The sequence below is a fragment of the Burkholderia sp. L-4 genome (assembly GCF_056856535.1).
In genome coordinates this window covers 1539666-1565659 of sequence record NZ_JBXEOX010000002.1, presented here as the reverse complement: position 1 = coordinate 1565659, position 25994 = coordinate 1539666, and the positions used below count along the sequence as shown (strand labels likewise).

Below are 25994 nucleotides of genomic sequence, written 5' to 3'. Positions count from 1 at the left end.
TTGCGTCGACCATCGCGACGCGCATCCTGGCCGGGGCCGGCATTTACGTCACTGAAACGCCACTTCCGCAAAGCTCCGCAGCTTGCGGCTATGCAGCTTGTCGAGCCCGTTGGTCCGCAGGATCTCCATCGCCCTCACGCCGATCTGCAGATGCTGGTCGACCTGCCCGCGATAGAACGTGTCGGCCATGCCGGGCAGCTTCAGCTCGCCGTGCAGCGGCTTGTCCGATACGCACAGCAGCGTGCCGTACGGCACGCGGAAGCGGAAGCCGTTCGCGGCGATCGTCGCGCTTTCCATGTCGAGCGCGATCGCTCGGCTCTGCGACAGCCGCTGCACCGGCTCGCGATGATCGCGCAGTTCCCAGTTGCGGTTGTCGACGCTCGCGACCGTACCCGTGCGCATCACGCGCTTCAGTTCCGCGCCCTCCAGCCGCGTGACGTCGGCCACCCCGCGCTCGAGTGCGAGCTGCACTTCGGCCAGCGCCGGAATCGGCACCCACAGCGGCAGGTCGTCGTCGAGCACGTGATCCTCGCGCACGTAACCGTGCGCGAGCACGTAATCGCCGAGACGCTGCGTGTTGCGCAGCCCCGCGCAGTGGCCGAGCATCACCCACGCGTGCGGACGCAGCACCGCGATGTGATCGGTGATCGTCTTCGCGTTCGACGGACCGACGCCGATGTTGACCATCGTGATCCCGCTGCCGTCCGCGCGCTTCAGGTGATAGGCGGGCATCTGCGGCAGGCGCGGCGGCGCGGCGCCCTCGGAGGGCTCGCTGCCGAGGTTCGCGTTGTACGTGACGACATCGCCCGGCTCGACGAACGCGCTGTACTGGCTGCGGTAGGCGCGCACCTCGGGATCGTCGCTTTCCGTCATCACCGTGCGGCCCAGCTTCACGAATTCGTCGATGTAGAACTGATAGTTCGTGTAGAGCACGTAGTTCTGGAAGTGCGTGGGCGACGTCGCCGTGTAGTGACGCAACCGGTGCAGCGAGAAATCGACGCGCGCGGCCGTGAACAGCGCGAGCGGATGCGGCTCGCCCGGCGCCGGCTCGAACGTGCCGTTGACGATACGGTCGTCGAGATACGACAGGTCGGGCGTGTCGAAGATGTCGCGCATCGCGAGCAGGCGGTCGCGGTCGAGCTCGCCCTCGAGATGGATGCCTTCCGGAAACGCGAAATGAATCGGAATCGGCTGCGACGACACGCCGATCTCGATCTTGACATGGTGGTTCTTCGACAGCAGGCGCAACTGCTCGCGATAGTAGTTCGCGAAGAGATCGGGGCGCGTGACCGTCGTCTCGAACACGCCCGGGCCCGCGACGAAACCGTACGAGCGGCGCGAATCGACGTGCGTGTTGACGTCGGTGCGGATCCGCACGAACGGATAACACGCGCGCACGTGCTCGGTAATCGGTTCGTGGCGGCGATAGCGCGCGAAGGCGTCGCGCAGGAAACCGGTATTCGTGTCGTAAATCGCGGACAGCCGCGCAACGGCGGCGATCGGGTCGTCGAAAGCCTCGACCGACGGGCTGTCGGGCGACAGCACGCGGTGCCGGCGGCTCAAATCGTTCTTCATTTTCATCACCTCGTCTGATCGAACGACATTACCACGGAACCCGGTCACCCTTGTGGCCGGCCCCGCGCACGCCAGGGCCGGATGGCGCGCAGTATTTGCTAAAATCGGTAGGTTCACTGGAGACTCATCATGAAGCCGCTCATTCTCGTCGTCGCTGCCGCCGCGTTTGCCGCCGCCAGCGCCGCTTACGCCGCCGGCGGCACGCCTGACGCCGACGCGCAGGCCCGGGCCGAGGCCAACGAGGCCGCCGGCCTGCCCGATCTCCGCAAGATCAACCGGCCGGGCGCCGAAGTCACGTCGAAAGTGGACTTCGCGGACATCCGCCGCACGCCGAGCTTCCACGAAAAGAGCAAGAACGGCACCGAGGTCACCGAGTACCGCGACCGCGGCAAGCCGGTCGAGATCGACGTGAAGTCGAATTTCGGCACGCGCTACCAGATGAGCTCGACGCCGGACACGTCGCCGAAGCCGCACGACGCGGGCATCCCGATCACGCGGCTGCCGTCGCTGAATCTGCGCTACTGATTCCGTGGCCCGCCGCGTCGTTCGCGGCGCGCCGCCTCCCTTCACCTGCTGTCGCGACGCACGCCGCCCGCGTGCCGACACCCTGACCTGACGCATCCCGCATGGCCGTTTTCACTGCTGTTTCCGACTCCGATCTCGCGCAATGGATGCGCCACTACGAACTGGGCGACGTGCTTGCGTTCCGCGGCATTCCGTCCGGTATCGAAAACAGCAATTTCTTCCTGACGACGACGCGCGGCGAGTACGTCCTCACGATCTTCGAAAAGCTCTCGGCGCAACAGCTGCCGTTCTACCTCGACCTGATGCGCCACCTGGCCGGCCACGGCGTGCCGGTGCCGGACCCGATTCCGCGTGACGACGGCGCGTTGTTCGGCGAACTGCACGGCAAGCCGGCCGCGATCGTCACGAAGCTCGACGGCGCGGCGGAACTCGCGCCGGGGGTCGAACACTGCATCGAGGTCGGGCAGATGCTCGCGCGCCTGCACCTCGCCGGGCGCGACTATCCGAACCACCAGCCGAACCTGCGCAGCCTGCCGTGGTGGCAGGAAAACGTGCCGGCGATCGTGCCGTTCATCACCGACGCGCAACGCGCGCTGCTCGAAGGCGAGCTCGCGCACCAGGCGGCCTTCTTCGCGTCGGACGACTACGCGGCGCTGCCGGCCGGCCCTTGCCATTGCGACCTGTTCCGCGACAACGTGCTGTTCGCGCACGCGGCGCCCGGCACCGGCCACGACGTGCGGCTCGGCGGCTTCTTCGACTTCTATTTCGCCGGCTGCGACAAGTGGCTGTTCGACGTCGCGGTGACGGTCAACGACTGGTGCGTCGACCTCGCGACCGGCGTGCTCGACGCTGCGCGCGCCGATGCGCTGCTGCGCGCGTACCAGACCGTGCGACCGTTCACGGCCGAGGAGCGGCGCCACTGGAGCGACATGCTCCGCGCGGGCGCGTACCGCTTCTGGGTATCGCGCCTGTACGACTTCTACCTGCCGCGTGCGGCCGAGATGCTCAAGCCGCACGACCCCGGTCATTTCGAACGCATCCTGCGCGAGCGCATCGCGCATACGCCCGCGCTTCCCGAGATCCAAACCGCATGCAACTGATCGAAGTGCCCGCCAAAACGGGCTATGTCTGGTTCCGTCAAGGCGTCTGGCTGTTCCGCCGGAATCCGCTCGCCTTCATCACGCTGTTCTTCACGTACCTGCTGGCGATCACGCTGGTGTCGATGGTGCCCGTGATCGGCTCGGCGCTGCCGCTGGTCTTCATCCCCGGCATCGCGGTCGGCTTCATGGCCGCGTGCCGCGACACGGTGGCCGGCAAACCCGTGATGCCGACGATCCTCGTCGACGGCTTCCGCTCGTACGGCACCGTCGCGACCCAGCGGCTGCTGGTGCTCGGCCTGATCTACGTCGCGTCGATGGTGCTGGTGTTCGCCGCTTCGTCGTTCGTCGACGGCGGCGCGCTGTTCCACGTGATGATGGGCGCGGCCGACGAAGCCAGCGCGACGCCGGAATCGCTGGCCGCGCAAGGCACGCTCGGCGCGCTGTTTTTCGCGACGCTGCTCTATCTGCCGGTCGCGATGCTGTTCTGGTTCGCGCCGGTGCTGGTCGCATGGCATGACGTGCCGCCCGCGAAGGCGCTGTTCTTCAGCGTCGTCAGCTGCTGGCGCAATCGCGGCGCGTTCGTCGTGTACGGCATGCTGTGGTTCGCCGTCGCGCTCGGCACGTCGCTCGCGCTGTCGCTGCTGCTGCAGGCGCTCGGCGCCGGCGCCTACGCGCTGACGATCATGATGCCGGTGACGATCATCATCGTCACGATGCTGTACTGCTCGTTCTACGCGACCTATCGCGGCTGCTTCGGCGTGCAGGAGCCGGGCGCGCCGACGGCCACGTCGGGCCGCTGACACCCCTGGCCGGCGCACGGCGCCGGCCGGCATGCCGTTCATCGCGCCGGGTCGCCACCCCGGCGCACCGCCGATCTCCCCTTTCCCGCCTCCACTACCGGCAAACCCTGGCCGGGCGCCCCCCCCTGTTCAATGCGATTTTTTGCGCGCAAAATAATTTGTGTACAAATTATTTTGCGCGTCTACCGCGCCCTTCGACTCATGGACCGCCTACCCGCCCTGCCCCAGACGCTCGACGAGCAACTGTGCTTCGCGCTGTACTCGACTTCGCACGCGATGACGAAGGCGTACAAGCCGCTGCTCGACAAGCTGTCGCTGACCTATCCCCAATATCTGGCGATGCTCGTGCTGTGGGAGCGCGACGACATCGCGGTGAAGGACATCGCCGCGCGGCTCGATCTCGACCCGGCGACCGTCACGCCGCTGCTCAAGCGGCTGGAGGCGCTCGGTTACGTCGAACGCGTGCGCAGCGCAGCCGACGAACGCGTCGTGAACGTGCGCGTCACGCCGCAGGGCCGCGCACTGAAGGATCGCGCACGCTCGGTGCCCGCCGATCTCTTTTGCGCCATGCAGCAGACGCCCGAATTCCTGATCCGGCTGCGCGCCGACCTCCAGCAGTTGCGCGACGCGCTGTCGGCCGCCAACGAACGCTGATACGCGCACGCCGACCGACCGGCCCGGCGCTGCCGGGTTTTTTCTTGCAAATTTCATTTGCACACTAATGATTAGTGTTCTATATTTTGTGCGTGGCCGGCGACATCCCGTTTGACCGGACCGCTTTTCCTCTTTTCCCGACAAGGAGCTGCACGATGAACATTCTGTACAAGACCAGCGCCACGAGCACGGGCGGCCGCGACGGCCGCGCGGTTTCCGCCGACAACAAGCTGGAAGTGAAGCTGGCCGCGCCGCGTGAACTCGGCGGCACGGGTGCGGAAGGCACGAATCCGGAGCAGCTGTTTGCCGCAGGTTACTCGGCCTGTTTCCTGAGTGCGATGAAATTCGTCGCCGGCCAGAACAAGCAGGCGCTGCCGGCCGATACGCAGGTCACGGCGGAAGTGGGTATCGGCCCGAACGACGCCGGCGGCTTCGGGCTCGACATCGAGCTGCGCGTATCGCTGCCCGGCCTCGACAAGGCCGACGCGCAGGCGCTGGTCGAAAAGGCCCACCACGTGTGCCCGTATTCGAACGCCACGCGCAACAACGTGCCGGTGCGCCTGACGGTCGTCTGACGCGACGCAGGACCGCCCACGCAAAAAGGGCGCGTGCGGCCACTTGCCGCACACGCCCTTTTGCGCGATTCGTCGAAACGGCGGGCCAGCGTGCCCGCCTGCGCTGCTTAGCGCGAGCCGATCGAGTACGGGCGATTCATCGCCGCTTCGCGATCGATCTTGCGCATGCGGAATTCGAGATCGTAGATGTCGGTGGCATCGGCCAGGTACGCGTCGGCGCGCTCTTTCGCGGCCTTTTCGGCGTTCTTGGTCAGCATCAGGAAGAGGTGGCTCAGCAGGTACATGGCGATCTCGCTTTCAATGGTCTTGGACTAGGGTTTTCCCGAATTATAGGGAAAACCCTAGGCTTTGGCCAGCGTTGCTTAGACGATGCGTCGTTCGGTCGCCACAGTTCGTTGATTCGCCTCGAAAAAAGCCCAGATCATCGCGCTCGCATCGGGGCCGACCGCCGCATGAAACGCCACGGCTTCGTCGCCGCCGGCCCACGCATGATCGAGCCCTTTTACGTGACAAAGCCGCACGACCGGCTCGCCGTCGCGGCAAACGTCGGTGATCTGCGCGCCTGCTTCGCGCGTCTCGACGCGCTCGCCGCCGCGCAGTGCGCCGCGGGCATCGGCCAGCCCGTTCAGGCGCATGAACTGCACCGTCAGCTGGTCGGCGTTCTTCGGCGCGACGACGTGATCGCCGTCGCCCTGGACGATCAGGGCGGGCATGCCGGGATAAGCGGCCACATCGACCAGCGCGTCGATCACCGCGGCCGGGTTCTGCCGCAGGCCGCGCCGCATCACGTCCATCGCCGTGATGCCGGAATTCGCCTCGCCGAGCGCGGGGCCCGAGTGCAGCGCCACCGCCGCGAAGCGGTCCGGATGGTGCAGCGCAAGAAGCGACGCGAGACCCGCGCCGGCCGACAGCCCCGCCACGTAGACGCGCGACGCATCGAAACCGTGTTCGTCGACGAGCGCATCGACCAGCGACGCCACCGCGTTCGCCTCGCCGCGGCCCGCGCGGTCGGTATCTTCATACCAGTGCCAGCAGCCGTGCGCGTGCGCCCGCAGCGACTGCTCCGGATACAGCACCGCGAAACCGTGCTTGTCGGCCAGCAGGTTCATCCGCGTGCCCTGCACGAATTCGTCGACGGACTGCTGGCAGCCGTGCAGCATCACGACGAGCGGCATCGCGCCGCGCCGGCGGCCGGGCGGCACATACAGGCCGTACGCGAGATGCTGGACGAGGCGCCCGAGCGCGGGCGCCATCGGGTATTCGCCGCGCGTCCACTCGCCCGCCGCCCATGCGGCGGCACGCGGGCGCACGCGCGATTCGCGTGGCGGGGACAGATCGGATGCGGCGGGAGAAGCCGCAGCCTCGAGTGCGTCGCGTGTGATGCGCTGTGCATCGCGCGCCGCGCGCTTCGCGGCCGGAGAGAGCATGCGTTTCATGCCGCCCAGCCACACCTTGGTCAGACTTTTGGTCATCGATCGGGCTCGCAGTCAGGAAAAATAGGGGCACCATGAAGGCGCCGCAACGGATGCATCGTTCGACTTTGTGCAATGCACCATAACATTGTTTCCAGGATTTTTCCTGCATGCGCGTCGTTCCCGGCGGCGCAAAAAACGGGCCGCATGCACACGCGGCGCTATACTGGGGTTTCGCCGCTTGTATCCGTTGTAGTCGTTCTTCCAGGCTCGCGCGTTGATTTAAGCATTCTCCCCGCCTTCGTCCGTCCCCTTCCCGATGTTCGACCTGTCGTCTCACCTGTGGATCATGATCACCGCGTTCGGCGGCGCCGGCCTGACCTTGCCGCTCGCGATCACGATCGCCGTCTGGCTGGCGCTCGGTTACTCGTGGCGGCGCGCGGCCGCATGGCTCGCCGTGCTGGCGGCCGCGATCGGCGTGGTGGCGCTCACGAAGATCGCGTTCCTCGGCTGGGGCATCGGCATCCGCGCGTGGGATTTCACGGGGTTCAGCGGCCACGCGATGCTGTCGACGTCGGTGTATCCGGTCGCGATCTTCCTCGCGCTGATCCGCACGCGCACGCCGGTGAGAATCGCCGGCATCGCACTCGGGCTCGCGGCCGGCATCGCGGTCGGCGTGTCGCGCGTCGCACTCGACGCGCATTCGCCGTCCGAATCGATCACCGGCTGCATCGTCGGCGCGATCGCCGCGCTCGCCTTCATTGCCGGCTCGTGGCGTGCGGTGCCGCACCGCTGGTCGGTGCCGGCGGTCGTCGCGAGCCTCGCGATCGTCACCGTCGCGCTGCACGGCATCACGGTGCCGTCGCATCGCTGGGTCACCAAGGTCGCGCTGCAACTGTCCGGCCACGAGCGCCCGTTCGTCCGCGCGCGCTGGAAGGCCAACCCGAACTACCATCCCGCGTCGCAGCCGTCGTCGCTGCAGCGCACCGAATCATCGGCGCACGCGCTGCGCACGTGACGGGCCGCCCGGCCGCCCCGTTCCAGGTCTGACCATTTCATGCGCGCCGTCGCATGAGCGGTATGTCGAGCGTTATAACCCGCCCTATATTACGATTACGGTTTCCACCCATTCAAAAACGAATCCGCCATGCGCCCAACCGTCCGTCCGCTTCGCCGCACCCTGCTCCGCCTGCTGCCGATCGCCACGCTTGCCGCCGCCGGCATCGCGTTCAGCGCGCCCGCTTCCGCCGCCGACGAACTGGTCGTATCGGCGGCCGCCAGCCTGACGAATGCATTCAAGGCCGTCGGCGAGGCGTACGAGAAGCAACACCCGGACACCAAGGTGCTGTTCAACTTCGGCGCGTCGGACGTGTTGATGCAGCAGATCGCCAAGGGGGCGCCGGCCGACGTGTTTGCGTCGGCCGACCAGAAGGCGATGGATCGCGCGGTGGACGAAAAGGTGATCGCGCCCGGCACGCGCCGCGATTTCGCGGCGAACTCGCTCGTGCTGATCGTGCCGGCGGACAGCCGCACGGCGGCACCGGCGTCGCTGAACGACCTGACGGCCCCCGGCGTGAAGCGCATCGCGTACGGCGACCCGGCATCGGTGCCGGTCGGCCGCTACACCGAAGGCGCGTTGCGCGCGGCCGGCGTGTGGGACGCCGTCAGCGCGAAGGGCGTACTGGCCGCCAACGTGCGCCAGAGCCTCGACTACGTCGCGCGCGGCGAGGTCGACGCGGGCTTCGTGTTCGGCACGGACGCCGCGATCATGCCGGGCCGCGTGAAGGTCGCGCTGACGGTGCCGACCAGGACGGCCATCACCTACCCGATCGCCGTGGTGAAGGACAGCCGGCACGCCGCGCAGGCGCAGTCGTTCATCGACTTCGTCGCGTCGCCGCAGGGCCAGGCCGTGCTGTCGACGTTCGGCTTCAAGCCCGCGGGCAAGTGAGCGGCGCGCGATGCAAGACGCCTGGGTACCGCTGCTGCTGTCGCTGAAGGTTGCCGGCTGGGCAACCGCGCTCGACATCGTGCTCGGCGTCGCGGCCGCGTTCGTGCTCGCGCGCTGGCGCTCGCCGCTGCGCGATGTCGTCGATTCCATCCTGACGCTGCCGCTCGTGCTGCCGCCGACGGTACTCGGCTATTACCTGCTCGTGCTGCTCGGCCGGCGCGGCGTGTTCGGCGCGTGGCTCGACGATCTCGGCATCGAGCTGGTCTTCACGTGGCAAGGCGCGGTGATCGCGTCGATGGTCGTCGCGTTTCCGCTGATCCTGAAGTCGGCACGCGCCGCGTTCGAGGGTGTCGATCCGCATCTCGAGCGCGCCGCGCGCACGCTCGGGCTCGGCGAGGTCGCGGTGTTCTTCCGCGTGACGCTGCCGCTTGCCACGCGCGGCATTCTCGCGGGCGCGCTGCTCGCGTTCGCACGCGCGCTCGGCGAGTTCGGCGCGACGCTGATGATCGCGGGCAACCTGCCCGGCCGCACGCAGACGCTGTCGGTCGCCATCTACGCGGCCGTGCAGGCCGGCGACGACCACACGGCCAACTTCCTCGTGCTCGTGACGTCGATCACCTGCATGCTCGTGCTGCTCGCGACCGGCTGGCTCGTGCCGTCGCGCGCCCGACGGAGCCAGCCGACATGAAGCGCATGCGCCGTCCGTCTCGCTCCGCGGCCCGATCGTTGCGGCGGAGGCCCGCATGAGCCTCGTCGTCGACATCCGCAAGACCTACGCAAACGCCGAGCGCCGCTTCACGCTCGACGTGTCGTTCACCGCGACGACGCAGCGCGTCGTGCTGTTCGGGCCGTCCGGCGCGGGCAAGAGCATGACGCTGCAGGCGATCGCCGGACTGCTGTCGCCCGACGAAGGCGCGATCACGCTGAACGGCGAGGCGCTGTTCGACGCCGCGCGCCGCATCGACGTGCCGACCCGCGACCGCCGCGTCGCCTACCTGTTCCAGGACTACGCGCTGTTTCCGCATCTGAACGTGCGCCAGAACATCGCGTTCGGGCTCACGTCGGGGCTGCGCAATCCGCGCGCGAAGACGGTGCCGCCCGAGGTCGCGTACTGGCTGCGCGCGTTCGACCTGGAAACGCTCGCGGGGCAGTATCCGTCGCAGCTGTCGGGCGGGCAGAAGCAGCGCGTCGCGCTGGCGCGCGCGCTGGTCGCGCAGCCGCGGATCCTGCTGCTCGACGAGCCGTTCGCGGCGCTCGACGGCGCGATGCGCCAGCGCATGCGCCACGAGCTCGCCGAGCTGCAGGCGCGGCTCGATATCCCGATGGTGCTGATCTCGCACGACCCCGACGACGTCGCCGCATTCGGCGACCAGGTCGTGCAGTTGAGCGAAGGACGCGTGCAGGCGGCCCCGCCGCACGCCGGGTGGCCGACGCGCGTCAGCTGAGCGCGCGAGGCCGTGGTCGCGGCACGCGGGTGGGCGCCTGAGAGAAACTCGCGGCGCGGCACCGGCTGAAAACGGAAACGAAGTCGGTGCCGTGCACGTGCCGTGCGATGCCGGCTTCGCCCCGTCCGTCGCGCGATCTTCGACGCGCGCCGCCCGAGCCGCTGCGTCAGCCCGTCACCGCGAGAATCACGCTCGACGCCTTGAACAGCGCGATCGCCGGCCGGCCCGCGTCGAGTTGCAGCGCCGCGACGCTGTCGTGGGTGACAACCGCCGTCAGCGTCCCGCCACCGTCGAGCGCCAGCGTCACCTCGCTGTTCACCGCACCCGCCACGACGGCTTCCACGCGGCCCCTCAGCTGGTTGCGCGCGGACACCTTCAGGTCGGGCCCGTCATCGTCCACCGCCAGCACGACCCACGACGCCTTCACCAGTGCGCAGGCCTCCGCGCCTTCGCGCAGGCCGAGCGCCTCGGCGCTTTCGTGCGTGAGCACGGCAACGACCGGCTGCCCGCCGGGCAGCGTCAGCGTCACCTCGTCGTTGACCGTGCCGCGCACGATCGACGCAACCTTGCCGAACAGCTGGTTGCGCGCGCTGGTCTTCATCCCGATCCGGCCGATCAGCGCCCAGTCGACGTCGAAACCGGCGACGGCCGCGCTCGCGGCCTCGATGAAGCGGCGATGCTCGCGCTCGATCGTGCGGAACGCGGCGATCAGCGACGTCGCGCGCGGCGTCAGCGTCGTGCCGCCGCCGCCCTTGCCGCCCGTCGAACGCGCGACGAGCGGTTCGCCGGCAAGATTGTTCATCGTGTCGACCGCATCCCACGCGGCCTTGTAGCTAAGGCCGACGGCCTTCGCCGCGCGCGTGATCGAACCGGTATCGCCGATCGCCGCGAGCAGCGCGATGCGCGTCGCGCCGCCGAGCGTCTGCTCGCCGGCGCGCAGCCACAGCTCGCCGCCCAGTTCGAGCGGTTCGGCGGATGGGGAAGCGTGCGGTGCGTCGGTCATCGGGCGGCGTATGGGAAACGGGCGGTCATTATAGTCAGCGCGCCGCTCGGCCCGGCTTGCCGTCGAGCTTCGGCGGCCGCAGGCCGGCCAGCAGCGCCTCGGCGTCGCGCGCCGCGCGCTGTTCGAGCGCCGCGCCGTAGCCGCGCACGAAACCGAGCTGGTATGGCGGCGCGCCCAGTTGCTCGAGGTGATGCAGCGCGACCATCGCGTCGTTCGCTTCACCGAGCACGCCCTGCACGCGCGTGAGTGTCTTGACCGTCTCGCTGCGCGTGCGGCGCGACGCCAGCGACGCGAAGAATTCGAGCGCATAGCGCAGCCGCTTCGCATCGATCCGCACCTGGTGGCGCGCGGCCGTATCGAGCGACGTGAGCGACGGCGACGCATAGAGATGGCCGAACAGCCGGCGCACGCGCTTGGCCGCATGCCGCCGCAGCGGCGGCGCGTCGCCGCCCTCGGCTGCCGGCAGCGCGAGCGTGCTCAGCCATTCGAGCCAGCCGAGCGTCAGCCGCGCGTAGCGGGCCGAATGCAACGCCTGACGCAGCTCGACACGCGCGGTCGTCGACTGCGCGCGTGCCGCGTCGAGCGTGCCGTCCCAGTCGCCGTCGCCGCCGTCGGCCGCGATCAGCGCGGGCAGGCTTTCGGTCGAAAACACGTCCCAGTCGCGCACCGTGCCGAGCAGCCCGGCGAGCCAGCGCAGGTCGACGCCGAGCGTGTCGCGCCACTGGCGGTCGGCAAAACGCGGGAAGAAGCGCATCAGCGTGCGCAGGCGGCGCAGCGCGACGCGCATCTGGTGGACGAATTCGGGATCGTCGCGCTCGAGCACGCCGCCCTCGTTGCCGAGCCACTGCGCGGTGATGTCGCCGGACAGCGCGAACAGCGCGGCGCGTTGCGTGCGGATGCCGGTCAGGTCGACCGGTTGCGCCTTGACCAGCCCGCCGGCCACCGGGCCGCCCGCGCAGGCGCGGTCGATCACGCTCGTCAGTTGCACGAAGGCGGGCCACGCGCCGCTCAGCTCGCGCGCCGCGGCAAACAGCGCGTGCAGCGCGGCCGTGCGCGCGGCGACGGTTTCCCAGTCGGGTGCGGCAAGACGCAACTCAACGTAGCGGCGCGGCGGCTCGCCGCCGCCGGACAGCGTGATGTCGTCGAGCGTCATCTCGACCACGACGCCGCCGTCGTCGGCCCACCGCCCGCGCCGCCGTTCGCTGACGAGGCGCAGCGCCGGCGCATCGGGCTGCTCGCCCGCCGCCGGGGGCGCGGCGGCGTCAGGCGCGACGCCGTCGACTTCGCCCGTCGGTGCGTCGGCATCGGCTGCGGTCGTCGTCACGGATACCGGCAGCGGCATCGCAACGACGATGCCCGCATGCTCCGCATCGAACAGTTCGCGCGCGGTAACGCCGGGCGCGAACGCCTTCGTGCGCGACGCGACGACACGCCTGCCGTGCGCGTTCGATTCGACCCAGGTCCACCAGCTTGCGCCGGGGCTCGCCTCGGCCTCCTCGATCTGGCACGGCTCGATCGTCACGCGTTCATGACCCCGCCGCATCCGCACCTGCGGGCAGATCCGCCACGCGCGCACGAGCTCGGCGCCGAAGTCGCGCTGCGTGCCGCGGGCGCGACCCGCGGGCTTGACCGGCCACCCTTCCAGCGACAGCGACAACACGATTTCCAGCACACGCGACATGAAGGCTCCTGCACAAGAAGAATCGCCGGCGCATCGACCCCGCCGGCGTCGCCCGTGAAGCAGCTTCCATAGTACACGCCGTCAAATCGTGCCGGCGGCGATCTGGCCCTGTCGCCTGTCGGATATCAAACGGCGTATTGCGCGAGGCCGTTGCCGAACGACCAGTCCTCCTTCAGCACCTCGACGAGACTGATGAATACGTCCTGCTGGCGCACGCCGGGCTGCTGCGAGAGGTTCTCCGCGATCGTCCGGTACAGCGCCCGCTTCTGCTCGAGCGTGCGCGTGTTGTTCGCGGTGATCTGGATCATCACGAGATCGTCGCTGCGCTCGATGTCGAGGTAATGGCGGCCGTACACGAAGTTCTCGGCCGCATGCTCGGTCACGACCATGAAGATGTCGTCCTCGGGCACGTTGAAGGTCTGCATCAGCGCGCGATGCACGCCGTCGACGAGCGCCGCGCGGTAGGCGGCCGGTTTGCCTTCGCGTACGGCGATACGGGTGAATGGCATGGTCCTGCTCCTGTCGGTGAAGTTGACGTGGAAGAAACGGAAACACGGCATCAGGTTAGGCGCGCCGAACTATAATTAACAGTCATTGATGCTTATTTCATTCATTTACACTTGAAATGAAAGTACTCGATCTCGATGCGGTCCGTGCGTTCGTACTGGTCGCCGATCTCGCCAGCTTCACGCGCGCCGCCGATGCGCTCGGCACCACGCAATCGGCCGTCAGCCTGAAGCTGAAGCGCCTGGAGGCCCATCTCGGCAAGCCGCTGCTGGCGCGCACGCCGCGCGTCGTCAAGCTGGCGGCCGACGGCGAGAACTTCCTGCCGGCCGCCCGCGCGCTGCTCGACGCGCACGAGCACGCGCTCGGCGCGATCTCGGCCGGTACGTATCGCCTGTCGCTCGGCGTCAGCGAGCACGTCGCGGTGCCCGACCTGCCGGCGGTGCTCACGAGCCTGCACCGGCAGGACCCCGGGCTGTCGCTGGAAATGCATCTCGGGACGTCGACGAACCTGCTCGCGCAATACGACGAACGCCGGCTCGACGCGGCGATCGTGCGGCACGAGCCGGGCGAGGATCCGCCGCGCGAAGACGGCACGCTGCTGTTCACCGAACCGCTGGCCTGGCTCGCCGCACCGGACTGGGCACCGCGCGCGGGCGAGCCGCTGCCGCTCGCGGTGCTGGCCGGCCCGTGCGGCGTGCGGGCCGCCGCGCTGCGCGCGCTCGACCGTGCGGCGCGGCCGTGGCGCGAACGCTTCATCGGCGGCGGCGTCGCGGCGGTCACGGCGGCGGCCGCGGCCGGGCTCGCCGTCTGCCCGCTCGCGCGGCGCGTCGCACCGCGCACGCTGGTCGACGTCGGCGCGAAATTCGGGCTGCCGCCGCTGCCGCAATCGCAGGTCGTGCTGTATTCGCGCGTACGCGACGCCCGGGCCGCGGCCGCGCTGCGCCGGTTCGCCGACAGCCTTGCAATCTCGGCGTAAACTAGCGGGTTTCGCCGTCCGCAATCTCCAGAAGAATTCCGATGAAGCCCGAAGCCCGCCAGCACCTCCGCGCCAACCTGCTGATGCTCGCCGCCGCCGCGATCTGGGGCTCGGCTTTCGTCGCGCAGCGGCTGAGCCTCGACGTGATCGGGCCGTTCCTGTTCACCGGGCTGCGCTTCCTGCTCGGCGCGCTGGTGCTGGTGCCGCTGCTGATGCTCAACGCGGCGTCGCGCGCGCAGTGCGCGGCGATCCGCCGCGAACCGGCGTTGCTGCTGCCGGGCGTCGCGCTCGGCGGGCTGCTGGCGGTATCGATCTCGCTGCAGCAATTCGGCCTGCAATACACGCGAATCGCCAACGCCGGCTTCATCAGCTCGCTGTACGTCGTGATCGTGCCGCTGATGGGCGTGTTCGCGCGCCACCGGATCGGCGCGGGCACGTGGTTCGGCGCGCTGCTCGCGGCGATCGGCCTGTATTTCCTCAGCATCGACGAGCATTTCTCGGTGCTCTACGGCGACTGGTTCCAGCTCGCGGGCGCCGTCATCATCGCCGCGCACGTGATGGCCGTCGGCCATCTCGCGAAACGGCACGATCCGCTCGTGCTCGCGTTCCTGCAGTTCCTCGTGTGCGGCATCGCATGCCTCGCGGTCGGCGTCGCCGTCGAGCCGGTCAGCGTCGCGATGCTGCGCGGCGCGCTGCCGACGCTGCTGTACGGCGGGCTGCTGTCGGTCGGCGTCGGTTATACGCTGCAGGTCGTCGCGCAGCGCGACGCGGCGCCCGCGCACGCGGCCGTGATCTTCAGCATGGAAGGCGTGTTCGCGGCGCTCGCCGGCTGGGCCGCGCTCGGCGAAACGCTGACGCTGCGCGCGCTCGTCGGCTGCGCGCTGATGCTGGCCGGCCTGCTCGCCTGCCAGTTGCTGCCGAACGGCGACGCCCGGAAAAAGGACGAGGACGCGCTGCCGGCGTGACACGCACCGTCCCTATAATGGCGATTCGCGTGACTTCCACGCCAACCGTTTCCGACAGGCCAGCTCCGTGACGTCCACTTCCGTCGATCCCGCCGCCGACCTGCTGCGCGAACGCGCAGCGCATTACGCCGCCCAGGCGGCGCTGTTCCTGCGCGATCAGGCGCTCTCCACCGCGTCGCATGACCTGCGCAGCCCGCTCAACGCGATGCACAGCTGGGCGTACGTGCTCGAGCGCCAGCTCGCCAATGCCGATCCAAACCTGCAGCGCGCGCTCGCGGGCATCCGCACGGGTATCGACCAGCAGGTTGCGCTGATCGACGACGTGCTCGACGCGCCGCGCGCGGAAACCCGCACGCTCGCCCTCGAGCCGCGGCCGTTCGCGCTGCGCGCGCTGCTCGACGACACGCTCGCGCTCGTGCGCGCGGCGCTCGCCGACGCGCGGCAGGTCGCGCTCGACGCGACGCTGCCGGACGACGGCGCGCCGTCGCTGTCCGCCGACCGCGAGCGCATCGCGCAGGCGCTGTGGACGATGCTGACGACCGCCGTCGAAGCCAGCGCCGCCGGCTCACGCGTGACGTTCGAATGCGCGCGCGACGGCGCCCGGTTCACCGCGCGCGCCGCCTGCACCGTGAATGCCGCCGCACTCGCCGATCCCGCGCAACCGCACGCGTTCGAGGCGTTCGCCCGGCGCGAGATGCTGCGCGAGCGCGACGCGAAGCGGGTCGCATGGACCCTCGCGCTGTGCCAGCGCGTCGCGCTCGCGCACGGCGGCACGTTCTCGCATACCGCGTTCGCCGACGGTGCGGCGGCCACCCTCACCTTCTCCGTCCCCTGCGAGGCGCCGGTGTAAGTATTCGGCCGTCCAGTACATTACAAATTCCTTTCCGGCTCTATACTGATGGGCCTGTCATAACCGGAGCGATTCTTTGTTACAGATCTTCGCGCTCATCGGCGCGTTGTTCCTGGTGGCCCTCAACGGGTTCTTCGTCGCGGCTGAATTCGGCCTCGTCAAACTGCGCGCCACGCGCGTCAAGACACTGGCCCGCAAGCACGGCCTGCGCGGGCGCATCCTCGGCATCGTGCACGGCCGCCTCGACGCGTACCTCTCCGCGTGCCAGCTCGGCATCACGCTCGCGTCGCTCGGCCTCGGCTGGGTCGGCGAACCGGCGTTCGCGCAACTGCTCGCCCCGGTGCTCGACCTGATCGGCGTGCAGTCCGAACGCGTCGTGCACCTGATCTCGCTGATATTCGCGTTCTCGCTGATCTCGTTCCTGCATATCGTCGTCGGCGAACTTGCGCCGAAATCGATGGCGATCCGCCAGTCCGAGAAGGTCGGCCTGTGGGTCGCGCTGCCGCTGTATGCGTTCTACTGGGCGATGTATCCGGCGATCTGGGTGCTCAACTCCAGCGCCAACGCGGTGCTGCGGCTCGCCGGGCTGTCGGCCGACCACGGCAGCGACGCGCACTACTCGACCGACGAGCTGAAGCTGATCCTGCGCAGCCGCCGCAGCACGGCCGGCAATGCCGCCCAACCGGCGCGCGGCACGTACAGCGACGACGAGTGGAACACGCTCGCGCATTCGCTCGATTTCTCGTCGATGACCGTGTCGGACCTGATGCGGCCGGCCCATGAAATGATCGGCCTGCGGCGCGACCTGCCGCTGCCCGACAACATGGAGATCGTCGCGCGGCACCGCTTCAGCCGCTATCCGCTGTTCGAGGATGCGTCGCGCGAACAGGTGAGCGGATTGATCCACCTGAAGGACCTGCTGCTCGCGCGTCATGCCGGCGCCGCGCTCGAAGACCTGTCCGACTACGTGCGCCCCGTGCAGTACGTGCGGCCCGACACGCCGGCGCTCGACCTGTTCCGCCGCTTCCGCAAGGGCGCGCCGCACTTCGCGCTGGTCGGCAACAAGGGCGAGAAGCCGATCGGCTTCCTGACGCTCGACAACCTGCTCGGCGCGCTGGTCGGCCAGATCCACGACGAGTTCCGCCAGGGCGATGCCGACTGGAGCCGCCTCGACGACGGCACGCTGATGGGCAAGGGCAGCCTGCCCGTCGTGTCGCTCGAGCAGGCGCTCGGCATCGATATCGACGAAGGCCGCGCGGAATCGGTCGGCGGCCTCGTGATCCAGGCGTTGAGCGACCTGCCGACCGAAGGGCAACGCGTGTCGTTCGACCGCTTCGACGTGGTCGTGAAGAAAATGAACGGGCCGCGCATCGTGCTCGTGCGCGTCTATCCGAAGGTCGCGAAAGAGGCCGACGAATGATGGCCCTACAGTGCCGCACGCGATGAACGGCACGGCCGCGCCGCTGCCGCGCTGCTGCGTGATCACGCCGGAACCGGCGTCCGCGTCGGCGGCCGATTGCGCGGCGTTCCTCGACCGGCTGTCGGCCGTGCTCGCGCGCGGCGAAACGCTCGTGCAACTGCGCGTGAAGTCGCTCGATGCGGCCGCGTTCGCGCCACTCGCCGCCGCCGCGCTCGCGCGCTGCGACGCCGCCGGCGCGCAGCTGATGCTCAACGGGCCGATCGATGCAGCCGGCGTGATGCGGCTCGACGGCGCCGGCTGGCATCTCGACGGCACCGCGTTGCGCGCCGCCGCGCAGCGTCCGTTGCCGGCCGAGCGGCGGGTGTCCGCCGCCTGTCACACGCTCGACGATCTGCTGCTTGCCGCCCGCATCGGCGCGGATTTCGTCACGCTGTCGCCGGTGTTGCCGACGCTCAGCCACCCCGGCGCGGCAACGCTCGGCTGGGCGCGGTTCGATGCGCTGGCCGCGCAGGCCACGATGCCCGTTTTCGCGCTCGGCGGGATGACGCGCACGCATCTCGACGACGCGCGCCGCCACGGCGCCTACGGCATCGCGGGCATTCGCGGGTTCTGGTAAGTCCGGGATCGCCTGCCGCGCAGCCGGGTGCGCATGCGCCCGGCCTTCCAACCCTCACGCCGTCATCCGCTCATGCGTTCAGGTTCGGACGCATGCCGCGCCACGAACCGTCGTCGATACGCCGCGCGTCGTGCGTCAGCGCATAGTGGTTGACGTCGCCCGTGAGCCACGCAACGAGCGAATACGGCGGCAACTCCCCTTCATCGATGCGGTCGCGCGCACGTGCCGGCGTCTCGAACACGACGCGCCCTCGCGGCGCGTCGAACCGCACCGCGTCGGGCGACAGGTTCAATGCGATCGTCAGCGTCTCGTCGTCGGCGAGCCGCCACGACGCGAGCAGCGCGTCGGCATCGCCGTCGCCGTCCGCCTTCAGCGCATGCGCATCCTGCGGCCGGCAATCGGACAACCGCGGCGAGATCAGCTTCGCGCGCACCGCGAGCGCCGACTGCACGACATGCGCACGATCGGCGTCGCGCGCGGTTTCATCGAAGATCAGCGGAATCTGCGGCGTGAGCAGCGACAGCGCGAGCGCCGCGAGGCCGGACGCCTGCGCGGGGTCGCCCGGGCCGCCGTCGCGCCACGCGCCATCGGACAACACGAGCGACGTCAGGGCCAGCCCGCTGTCGGCCGCGATGCCCTCTCCCGACGCGGCCGGCTGGAACGCCGCGCCGGCCGCGGTCAGCGCACGCGCGAGCGTGTGGATCGACTGGCGCGCGGAAATGCCTTCGTGGGCCGACGGATCGCGCCCCGTCAGACGGTGCAGCGCGCGTTCGCCGCAGCCGTTCCACTGCGCATCGAAATGGGTATCGGCGAGGTGCGCGGGATGCCGCTCGCTGCCCAGCACGAGATGGATGAGCCGGTCGGCCGGCACGGCCGCGCGCACGCGGTCCGCGATCTCGCGCAGCCACGACACGCCGATCCGGTCGGCCTCGCGCAGGCGCAGCCCGTCGCAACGGTATTCGTCGATCCAGTACAGCGCGTTGTCGCAGAAGAAATCGCAGACTTCCGGATGATCGAGCGCCAGCGGCGCGGCCTGCAGCGGATCGTCGCGCGTATGGAAGAACGGCGCAGCGTAGTGGCGCAGCGCATCGGTGCCGCTGCCGAAGCGCGCGTAGTCGAGTTCCAGCAGCACCGCGAGCCCGTAGCCGTGCGCGTCGTCGATCAGCGCCTTCAGCGCGTCGGGGCCGCCTTCGGCCGCGAGCGGCGCGAACGGCAGGCTGTCGTGCGGCGACGCGAGCAGCTCCAGCGCGGTCACGCCGAGCCGCGCGAGCCGCGGCAGGCGGCGGCGCACGCCGTCGAAACCGCCCACCGCATGCGGCCGGATCGCGTAGAGCGCGATGTCTTCCCATGCACGCCCGCGCCAGAACGTGTTGCGCCACGTGAACGCGCGCGGATCGACGACCTCGCTCGGGCCGTTGAGCCCGTCGGGTTGCGAGCGCGACGCGGGATCGGGAATCGACACGGCATCGTCGAGGCGATAGCGGTAACGCGTACCCGCACCGCAGTCGGCGAAGACCTCGAACCAGTGCGGGCCGGCGGCCGCCATCGGCACGAGCGTCGGGTCGGAGCCGGAATCGAGTTCGAGTTGAACCTGCGTACTGCCCGGCGCCCACACGCGGAAATGCGTGCGCGGTGTCGCGCAGAGCGCGCCACAGGGCTGGGCGCCAAACGGCAAGCAATGAATGTAGTGCTGCGCGTACGGATCGTGCGGACAATCGGACATCATGCGCTCCTCGTGCGTGCCGAGCGGCATGGCCGCGCCCGTGGCGCGGCGCATCGGGGCCCGGCATGCGACGGCCAGGCGGGGGGAGAGCACCGAGTATGCGCCGGATTCGCCATCGCGATATACGCTGATCAGACATTTTTAAATGCGAATCGACCCTGCGAAAACGGGCTGGCGGGCCTGGGCCCGCAAGCCGGGTAGTCGGCATACCGGAATGTCTGCCCGCCTTGTTGCGCGGGCCGCGCGCCCCTACGCTCCACGTCATGCTCGCGGACCCGTCGTCCGCCCTCGACCCCAGGAGCCCGCCATGTCGCTTCCCGCCAGTGCCGCGAAATTCGATCCCTCGCGCGCGCAGGACTATGCCGCGCAATCGCGCATCGCGCTCGCCGGCTACGATGCGTGTCACGAACTCACCGCCTGCATGCTCGCGTCGACGATCGGGGCGACCGATGCGCGGATCCTCGTCGCGGGCGCGGGCGGCACGGGCCAGGAAATCTGCGTGGCCGCCGCGCTCGAACCGGGCTGGCAATTCACGGCCGTCGACCCGTCCGCGCCGATGCTGGCGCTTGCGCGTTCGAACGTCGAGGCCGCGGGCTTCGGGTCGCGCACGGCATTCGTCGAGGACGGCGTCGATGCGCTGCCCGATGCCCCCGCATTCGACGGCGCCACGCTGATCGGCGTGCTGCATCACGTGCCGGGGGATGCGGCGAAGGCCGCGTTGCTGCACGCGATCGCGCGGCGCCTGAAACCCGGCGCGCCGCTCGTGCTCGCCGGCAACCATCGCCGCTACGCGGACCACCCTCGCCTGCTCGACGCGTGGCAGCAGCGCTGGCGCATGAAGGGCGCCACGCCCGACGCCGTGCGCGTGCAACTCGCGAAGATCCTGCAGGGCGCCGATCCGCCGGCCACCGAAGAAGCCGTGTTCGACCTGCTGCGCGATGCGGGCTTCGATGCGCCGCTGCGCTTTTTCGCGAGCCTGTTCTGGGGCGCGTGGGTCGCTGTGCGGCGCGCATAGCGGTTCGGCACGGCGTGCGACCGGATGCGCGTGCGTGCCGCGCGCGCTGGGTATGATGTCGGTTCCGTCCCCTTCCGGCCTCGACATGCTCACCGTCCATCACCTGAACAACTCGCGCTCGCAGCGCGTGCTCTGGCTGCTCGAAGAACTGGATGTACCGTACGAAATCGTGCGCTACGCGCGCGATCCGAAAACGATGCTCGCGCCGCCCGAACTGCGCGCGATCCATCCGCTCGGCAAGTCGCCGGTCGTCACCGACGACGGCCGCACGTTCGCCGAATCGGGTGCGATCATCGAGTACCTCGCCGAACGCTACGGCAAAGGGCGTCTCGCGCCGCCACCCGGCACGCCCGAGCGGCACGACTACACGTACTGGCTGCACTACGCGGAAGGGTCGGCGATGCCGCCGCTGCTGCTCAAGCTCGTCGCCTTGCGGATCGCCCAGGCACCGATGCCGTTCTTCGCGCGGCCGATCGCACGCAAGATCGCCGACACGCTGCAGTCGGGCTTCGTCGATCCGCAGATCGCGCTGCATCTCGGCCATGTCGACGGCGCGCTGCAACGCACCGGCTGGTTCGTCGGCGACAGCTTCAGCGCGGCGGACATCCAGATGAGCTTCCCGCTCGAAGCCGCGACCGCACGCGGCGGCGGCAACCGGTATCCCGCGATCGCGCGCTTCCTCGACGCGATCCACGCACGGCCGGCGTACCAGCGGGCGCTGGAGCGCGGCGGCCCGTACGACCTGCTCAAGTAAGCGGCGTCAGCTCAGCAGGCCGGCCGCGACGTTGATCGACAGCCCGAGCACGGCCATGTTGAAGTAGAACGACAGGATCGACTGCGCGAGCACCGAGCGCCGCGCGGAACGGTTCGCGAGCGACACGTCGGCCGTTTGCGACGCGACCGCGATCGTGAACGCGAAATACAGAAAATCCCAGTAATCGGGCTCGGGGTTGCGGTCCGGAAAGCGCAGCGCGCGATCGTTGCCCGGCGAACCGTAATAGAGCCGCGCGTAGTGCAGCGTGAAGATCGTCGGAATCAGGAACCACGCGCCGAACAGCGTCGCAGCCGTGATCGCGTAGTGACTGAGCCCCGCGCTGAAGCCCACGCTCTTGGCCGTGGCGAGTTCGATCGCGATCGCGGCGACGCTCGCGACGGTCGCGGAGCACACGACGGTCAGCACGGTCGTCGCGTTTTCGTCTTCGCGGATCGCGACTTCGCGCACCTTGTGATGGTGCGCGGTGACCATGCGCACCCACATCAGCACGAGATACAGCCAGATCGCGCAATCCCAGCCGATCAGCGCACGCACGGCCGGGCGCAGCGCAAACGGCAGCAGCACCGCGCACAGCACGCCTGCGACGAATGCCGCGACCATGCGCGGCCGGTTGCGTAATACCTGCGGATAAAGCGTCATCGTGTGATTCCGAAAGCGGATGGAAAGGATTCGAACGGCGCGCGGGACGGCCCGTTGCGCCTCGGGCGGGTGCCGCGCCCCGATTATCGCCATTCCCTCGTGACGTGGCGATGGGCGGGAGCGCCTAAGATGAGGGGATGACCGCCACCGCCCCCCTCTGCTGCCACCCCGCGAACGCCGCCGGCCGCGACTTCGTCGTCGGCGACCTGCACGGGTGCGTGGACGTGCTGCGCGCGCTGCTGCACGACATCCGCTTCGATCCGGCCCGCGACCGCCTGTTCTCGGTCGGCGACCTGGTCGATCGCGGCCCGGCCTCCGAAACCGCGCTCGACCTGCTCGACCGCCCGTGGTGCCATGTCGTGCGCGGCAACCACGAGGAAGTGCTGAGCCTCGTGTCGCGCGGCAAGCTGTCGCCCGATGCGTGGCGCGGAATCGGCGGCGACTGGGGCGCCGACCTGCCACCGGAGCGGCTGCACGCGCATGCGGCGCGTGTCGACGCGCTGCCGCTGGTGCGCGTGATCGGCGACGGCCCCGGACGCTTCAACGTGCTGCATGCGGAATTCTTCGGCTCGGACGCCGACCTCGATGCCGGCAGCTACTCGCACGACGTGCGCGAGCGGTTGATCTGGGGCCGCGATCTCGTCCAGGGGCTCGCCGATCCGGCGCGGCAGGCGGGGCTGTCACTGACCTGCACCGGGCATACGCCCGTGCGTGCGCCGCAGCGGATCGGTGCGCAATGGTTCATCGACACAGGTGCGTTCGCACCGTCCGGTCGGCTCACGCTCGCCGAGCCGCGTACCGGCAGCACGTGGTCGATGACGCAGGCCGAGGCGCGCGAGCGCCATGCGGGCGACTGGCCGTTGCCGTAACGCGTTCGTGCCTTCGTGCCTTCGTGCCGGAACGGCTCGCGAAGCGGCGAACGCTAGCCGACCTGGTTCAGCTCGAACACCGCGTCGACAACCGAGCCGTTCCAGTTGTATTCGAGATAGGCCGCGTGATGGCAATCGCGCAGCAGCGCGGTGCGAAACGCGGCCAGGCATTCGCCGCGCGGGTCGCGCACCGACGGATAGACGATCCCCGCGCCGCCCGCGTTGCGCACCGCGCGGCCGAACGCCTGCCCCGCGCCGTAGTCGAGCGGATGCAGCAAGGCCGGATCGCGCTGCGGCCACGTGCGCACGTCGACCACGCTGCCTTGCGCGATCACCGTGTAGAGCCGCATCTGCTGGCGCATCGGCGGTTCCTTCGTCGCGGCCAGGAACAGCGCGCTGTGGTAGCGCGTTTCGGCGATCGCCGTATCGCGTGAACGGGTGCAGTAGAACACGCCGTAGCTGCCGTCGGAAAAGCGGCTGCCCTGCGGATTCAGGTGCGTGAAGGCGGCCATGATCGGCCCCCAGCCCAGCCCGTAGCGGCGCTCGGCGGGCGGCACGAGATCGAGTGCGCCGATTTCGTTGCGGATGCGGTCGTTGGTCAGCGATTCGAGCGCGTACAGCGCGTCGAAATCGTCCGCCGATGCCACGCGGTCGAACAGGTTGATCGCCGGGAAACGGGTGGGGATGACTCGGTAGGCAGGCACCCAGTCGACCGTGGTCGTGGGCCATTGTTGTGTCTCGATCGGCATCGTCACGCCCAGCCACCTCGCATCGCGTCGAGATATTGCCGGACGGCGACCAGATCGCCGACGTTGCCGGCGAGCATCCGGTCGAGTGCGCGCTTGCCGCCGAACGGCGCCGCGTCGTTGGGCCGTTTGACCCATGCGTCGGCCGCGGCGGGCTGCGGCAGCAGGATCTGCAGCGCCTTGTAGATGCCAAGCAGCAGCGACAGTCGCTCGAGCGTGTCGCGCGGCAGCCGCGCCGATTCCGGCGCGGCCTTCCACTTGAAGAACGTCGAACGGCCGGGCGATCCGAGCAGCACGATCTGCTCGTCGATCGTCAGTTCCCAGTCGCGCGCGATGTTGAAAAACGCACGCAGGCCGGCCGCCGACATCTGCGCGACCGAGGCCTGCGGCGGGGCGGAATGCGAATCGTAGGCGGGCTGTGACATGATCGTTAGTCTCGAAACGAATTTACTAACAAGATTAGTCCATTTTCGTATTTTTGCAAGGGTCGACACCCGTCGACCGGCGATGGTTTGAGACAAAATGATATTTTTTGTCCATTCTGGACTCTTATTTTATTTTCTGCGTTAATGGCCGTGCGGACACCGCGCCCGGACGCGGCCCGTATCCGTAAGAACCGTGTCGCACAGAACCCGGAAGCACCCGCCAAGGAACGCACCATGAAGAGACTGATTGCCGCTGTTTCGATCGCCCTGCTCGCGGTATCCGCAGGCCCCGCCGTCGCGAAGGACTGGACCACGATCCGCTTCGGCACCGACGCCAGCTATGCGCCGTTCGAGTCGAAGGCGCCCGACGGCAAGCTCGTCGGCTTCGACATCGACCTCGGCAACGAGATCTGCGCGCGCCTGAAGGCAAAGTGCGTGTGGCTCGAGAACGATTTCGACGGGATGATCCCGGCGCTGAAGGCGAAGAAGTTCGACGCGGTGCTGTCGTCGATGTCGATCACGCCGCAGCGCGCGGAGCAGATCGGCTTCACGACCAAGATCTACAACCAGCCGACGCGGCTCGTCGTGAAGAAGGGCTCGCCGCTGCTGCCGACGGCCGAATCGCTGAAGGGCAAGTCGATCGGCGTCGAGCAGGGCACGACGCAGGAGACGTATGCGAAGGCGTACTGGGGCAAGCAAGGCGCGAACGTCGTGTCGTACCAGAACCAGGACGGCGTGTACGCGGACCTGACGTCGGGCCGCCTCGACGCAGCGCTCCAGGATGAAGTGCAGGCCGCGATCGGGTTCCTGAAATCGCCGCGCGGCGCGAACTACACGTTCGTCGGGCCCGAACTCGTCGACGAGAAAGTGCTCGGCATCGGCGCCGGCATCGGGCTGCGCAAGGAAGACACCGACCTGAAGGCGAAGATCGATCGCGCGATCGCCGACATGGTCAAGGACGGCACCTACAAGCGGCTCGCGTCGAAGTACTTCGACTTCGACATCTACGGCGGCTGAAACGGCGTCGCGCGCGTACGGGTACCACTTCCCGTCGCGCGCGTCCGACCGCCCCTCCCCTTTAACCGGATGGCAACGGCACCGCGCGGCTCGCCGTTGCATCGAATGCTGCTCGTCTTGCGTCGCGCACGCGGCGCGTCACCTCGCACATCGTTCGGATTGCAGATCGATTGACCAAGGAACGACCGGCCACGCGAACGGATGCGGTGCTGCGCGAATCAATAGGCGAAGATCGGGCGCCGCGGTATCGGCGCCCGTGCGCACATGCCCATGCGACTCGGGTTGGCGTGCAGGAAAGTACCGACCCGGCGCGGATGACCGGCAACCAGCCGGATCCGCCTCGCCCCGGGCGCGGAGAGATGGCCTGTCGACGCATGCCGGCCGGCTGCGAGTGCGACGTTCGACCGGCGATGCCCCGCATCACTGCGATCGCGGCCTGCCGGCCGCGGCGTGTGGCGATCGTTCATTTTTCTACCCCGTTTGCAGTGTGATGTTTATTCCGGCAACCGGACCCTGCCGGTGCCCCGACGATCGGCCGAAGACGTTCCGTGCCCGCCGGAACGCGGCTGCCGTGCCGCGCTCCGCCGCCGCATCCCCGCGGAGTGCGTCCGGGCCGCTGGAACCGGCCGGACCTCGCGTCGTCGACTGTCGCACGACACTCTTCGCAAGGAGCGGGCCAGCCGCGCGCGCGCCTGTCCGGGCAAGGGTTTGGCGCGGCCGACAGGCAACCGGA

General features: G+C 69.1%; 28 protein-coding genes. 18 read left to right on the top strand and 10 right to left on the bottom strand.

Features of this window, described 5'->3' with window-relative positions; all coding sequences use genetic code 11:
* Positions 1-48: 48 nt before the first annotated feature.
* Positions 49-1575, bottom strand: coding sequence for an AMP nucleosidase (locus AC1VVG_RS23985; RefSeq protein WP_034185973.1), 1527 nt, complete (start codon positions 1573-1575; stop codon positions 49-51).
* 129 nt (positions 1576-1704) lie between these two features.
* On the opposite strand from AC1VVG_RS23985, the gene AC1VVG_RS23980 reads away from it, so the two are divergent.
* The 5 genes from AC1VVG_RS23980 to AC1VVG_RS23960 all read left to right on the top strand — a co-directional run bounded on the left by AC1VVG_RS23980 (position 1705) and on the right by AC1VVG_RS23960 (position 5229).
* A complete protein-coding gene (locus tag AC1VVG_RS23980) occupies positions 1705-2100 on the top strand; it encodes a hypothetical protein (protein WP_021160838.1) in 396 nt (131 codons plus the stop codon).
* Positions 2101-2201: 101 nt separating this feature from the next.
* The gene (locus AC1VVG_RS23975) at positions 2202-3200 is read left to right on the top strand and encodes a homoserine kinase (protein ID WP_034185729.1); all 999 of its coding nucleotides are present in this window, start codon (positions 2202-2204) and stop codon (positions 3198-3200) included.
* A complete protein-coding gene (locus tag AC1VVG_RS23970; protein WP_034185728.1) occupies positions 3191-4000 on the top strand; it encodes a BPSS1780 family membrane protein in 810 nt (269 codons plus the stop codon). Before AC1VVG_RS23975 ends, AC1VVG_RS23970 begins: the two co-directional genes overlap by 10 nt.
* Before the next feature lie 201 nt (positions 4001-4201).
* Positions 4202-4654: a MarR family winged helix-turn-helix transcriptional regulator gene (locus tag AC1VVG_RS23965; RefSeq protein WP_034185727.1), complete on the top strand. Its 453-nt coding sequence runs from the start codon at positions 4202-4204 to the stop codon at positions 4652-4654.
* 155 nt (positions 4655-4809) lie between these two features.
* On the top strand, positions 4810-5229 hold the full coding sequence (locus AC1VVG_RS23960) for an organic hydroperoxide resistance protein (protein ID WP_034185184.1): 420 nt from the start codon (positions 4810-4812) through the stop codon (positions 5227-5229).
* A gap of 107 nt (positions 5230-5336) precedes the next feature.
* Here the strand turns inward: AC1VVG_RS23960 and AC1VVG_RS23955 are convergent, their stop codons facing one another.
* Positions 5337-5513, bottom strand: coding sequence for a DUF3563 family protein (locus AC1VVG_RS23955; RefSeq protein ID WP_069245880.1), 177 nt, complete (start codon positions 5511-5513; stop codon positions 5337-5339).
* A 78-nt stretch (positions 5514-5591) separates the two neighbouring features.
* A complete protein-coding gene (locus tag AC1VVG_RS23950; RefSeq protein WP_049028950.1) occupies positions 5592-6701 on the bottom strand; it encodes an extracellular catalytic domain type 1 short-chain-length polyhydroxyalkanoate depolymerase in 1110 nt (369 codons plus the stop codon).
* A gap of 259 nt (positions 6702-6960) precedes the next feature.
* Between AC1VVG_RS23950 and AC1VVG_RS23945 the strand changes: the two genes are divergently transcribed.
* The 4 genes from AC1VVG_RS23945 (at position 6961) to AC1VVG_RS23930 (ending at position 10034) form a co-directional block, all read left to right on the top strand.
* Positions 6961-7659 carry a phosphatase PAP2 family protein gene (locus tag AC1VVG_RS23945; protein ID WP_034185725.1) on the top strand — a complete coding sequence of 233 codons (699 nt, stop codon included), beginning with the start codon at positions 6961-6963 and terminating at the stop codon, positions 7657-7659.
* A gap of 129 nt (positions 7660-7788) precedes the next feature.
* Entirely contained in the window at positions 7789-8589 is an 801-nt protein-coding gene (gene modA, locus AC1VVG_RS23940) for a molybdate ABC transporter substrate-binding protein (protein WP_034185724.1), read from the top strand.
* A gap of 10 nt (positions 8590-8599) precedes the next feature.
* A complete protein-coding gene (gene modB, locus AC1VVG_RS23935; RefSeq protein ID WP_034185723.1) occupies positions 8600-9277 on the top strand; it encodes a molybdate ABC transporter permease subunit in 678 nt (225 codons plus the stop codon).
* A gap of 55 nt (positions 9278-9332) precedes the next feature.
* Positions 9333-10034 carry a sulfate/molybdate ABC transporter ATP-binding protein gene (locus tag AC1VVG_RS23930; protein ID WP_034185722.1) on the top strand — a complete coding sequence of 234 codons (702 nt, stop codon included), beginning with the start codon at positions 9333-9335 and terminating at the stop codon, positions 10032-10034.
* A gap of 166 nt (positions 10035-10200) precedes the next feature.
* Here AC1VVG_RS23930 and AC1VVG_RS23925 read toward each other — a convergent pair whose 3' ends face one another.
* The 3 genes from AC1VVG_RS23925 to AC1VVG_RS23915 all read right to left on the bottom strand — a co-directional run bounded on the left by AC1VVG_RS23925 (position 10201) and on the right by AC1VVG_RS23915 (position 13227).
* Complete coding sequence (locus AC1VVG_RS23925; RefSeq protein WP_200086658.1) at positions 10201-11037, bottom strand: TOBE domain-containing protein; 837 nt, start codon at positions 11035-11037, stop codon at positions 10201-10203.
* A gap of 34 nt (positions 11038-11071) precedes the next feature.
* Entirely contained in the window at positions 11072-12718 is a 1647-nt protein-coding gene (locus AC1VVG_RS23920; RefSeq protein WP_482836438.1) for a CHAD domain-containing protein, read from the bottom strand.
* 125 nt (positions 12719-12843) lie between these two features.
* Positions 12844-13227 (bottom strand): tautomerase family protein, encoded by a 384-nt coding sequence (locus AC1VVG_RS23915; protein ID WP_034185719.1) that lies wholly within the window; start codon positions 13225-13227, stop codon positions 12844-12846.
* A gap of 116 nt (positions 13228-13343) precedes the next feature.
* Here AC1VVG_RS23915 and AC1VVG_RS23910 point away from each other — a divergent pair, with 116 nt between their 5' ends.
* The 5 genes from AC1VVG_RS23910 to AC1VVG_RS23890 all read left to right on the top strand — a co-directional run bounded on the left by AC1VVG_RS23910 (position 13344) and on the right by AC1VVG_RS23890 (position 18052).
* Positions 13344-14201 carry a LysR family transcriptional regulator gene (locus AC1VVG_RS23910; RefSeq protein ID WP_034185718.1) on the top strand — a complete coding sequence of 286 codons (858 nt, stop codon included), beginning with the start codon at positions 13344-13346 and terminating at the stop codon, positions 14199-14201.
* A gap of 41 nt (positions 14202-14242) precedes the next feature.
* On the top strand, positions 14243-15166 hold the full coding sequence (locus AC1VVG_RS23905) for a DMT family transporter (protein ID WP_034185717.1): 924 nt from the start codon (positions 14243-14245) through the stop codon (positions 15164-15166).
* Positions 15167-15233: 67 nt separating this feature from the next.
* Positions 15234-16016 (top strand): sensor histidine kinase, encoded by a 783-nt coding sequence (locus tag AC1VVG_RS23900; RefSeq protein ID WP_059558430.1) that lies wholly within the window; start codon positions 15234-15236, stop codon positions 16014-16016.
* A 76-nt stretch (positions 16017-16092) separates the two neighbouring features.
* Positions 16093-17436, top strand: coding sequence for a hemolysin family protein (locus AC1VVG_RS23895; protein WP_034185715.1), 1344 nt, complete (start codon positions 16093-16095; stop codon positions 17434-17436).
* A 22-nt stretch (positions 17437-17458) separates the two neighbouring features.
* Complete coding sequence (locus tag AC1VVG_RS23890) at positions 17459-18052, top strand: thiamine phosphate synthase (protein ID WP_124668818.1); 594 nt, start codon at positions 17459-17461, stop codon at positions 18050-18052.
* Positions 18053-18122: 70 nt separating this feature from the next.
* Here the strand turns inward: AC1VVG_RS23890 and AC1VVG_RS23885 are convergent, their stop codons facing one another.
* Positions 18123-19775 carry a DUF3459 domain-containing protein gene (locus AC1VVG_RS23885; RefSeq protein WP_049030518.1) on the bottom strand — a complete coding sequence of 551 codons (1653 nt, stop codon included), beginning with the start codon at positions 19773-19775 and terminating at the stop codon, positions 18123-18125.
* Between the two features lie 307 nt (positions 19776-20082).
* Here AC1VVG_RS23885 and AC1VVG_RS23880 point away from each other — a divergent pair, with 307 nt between their 5' ends.
* Together AC1VVG_RS23880 and AC1VVG_RS23875 are read left to right on the top strand one after the other, a co-directional pair.
* Positions 20083-20790, top strand: a complete 708-nt coding sequence (locus AC1VVG_RS23880) for a class I SAM-dependent methyltransferase (protein WP_059558432.1) — start codon at positions 20083-20085, stop codon at positions 20788-20790.
* Between the two features lie 85 nt (positions 20791-20875).
* The gene (locus AC1VVG_RS23875) at positions 20876-21544 is read left to right on the top strand and encodes a glutathione S-transferase (RefSeq protein WP_034185713.1); all 669 of its coding nucleotides are present in this window, start codon (positions 20876-20878) and stop codon (positions 21542-21544) included.
* Between the two features lie 6 nt (positions 21545-21550).
* Here AC1VVG_RS23875 and AC1VVG_RS23870 read toward each other — a convergent pair whose 3' ends face one another.
* Complete coding sequence (locus AC1VVG_RS23870) at positions 21551-22204, bottom strand: DUF1345 domain-containing protein (protein ID WP_034185712.1); 654 nt, start codon at positions 22202-22204, stop codon at positions 21551-21553.
* Between the two features lie 137 nt (positions 22205-22341).
* On the opposite strand from AC1VVG_RS23870, the gene AC1VVG_RS23865 reads away from it, so the two are divergent.
* The gene (locus tag AC1VVG_RS23865; protein ID WP_124668815.1) at positions 22342-23073 is read left to right on the top strand and encodes a metallophosphoesterase; all 732 of its coding nucleotides are present in this window, start codon (positions 22342-22344) and stop codon (positions 23071-23073) included.
* 53 nt (positions 23074-23126) lie between these two features.
* Here the strand turns inward: AC1VVG_RS23865 and AC1VVG_RS23860 are convergent, their stop codons facing one another.
* Together AC1VVG_RS23860 and AC1VVG_RS23855 are read right to left on the bottom strand one after the other, a co-directional pair.
* Positions 23127-23822, bottom strand: a complete 696-nt coding sequence (locus tag AC1VVG_RS23860; protein ID WP_080287698.1) for an RES family NAD+ phosphorylase — start codon at positions 23820-23822, stop codon at positions 23127-23129.
* Positions 23823-23824: 2 nt separating this feature from the next.
* Positions 23825-24244 (bottom strand): MbcA/ParS/Xre antitoxin family protein, encoded by a 420-nt coding sequence (locus tag AC1VVG_RS23855; protein WP_049032081.1) that lies wholly within the window; start codon positions 24242-24244, stop codon positions 23825-23827.
* A gap of 234 nt (positions 24245-24478) precedes the next feature.
* Here AC1VVG_RS23855 and AC1VVG_RS23850 point away from each other — a divergent pair, with 234 nt between their 5' ends.
* Positions 24479-25261 carry an ABC transporter substrate-binding protein gene (locus AC1VVG_RS23850; protein ID WP_034185708.1) on the top strand — a complete coding sequence of 261 codons (783 nt, stop codon included), beginning with the start codon at positions 24479-24481 and terminating at the stop codon, positions 25259-25261.
* Positions 25262-25994 lie beyond the last annotated feature (733 nt).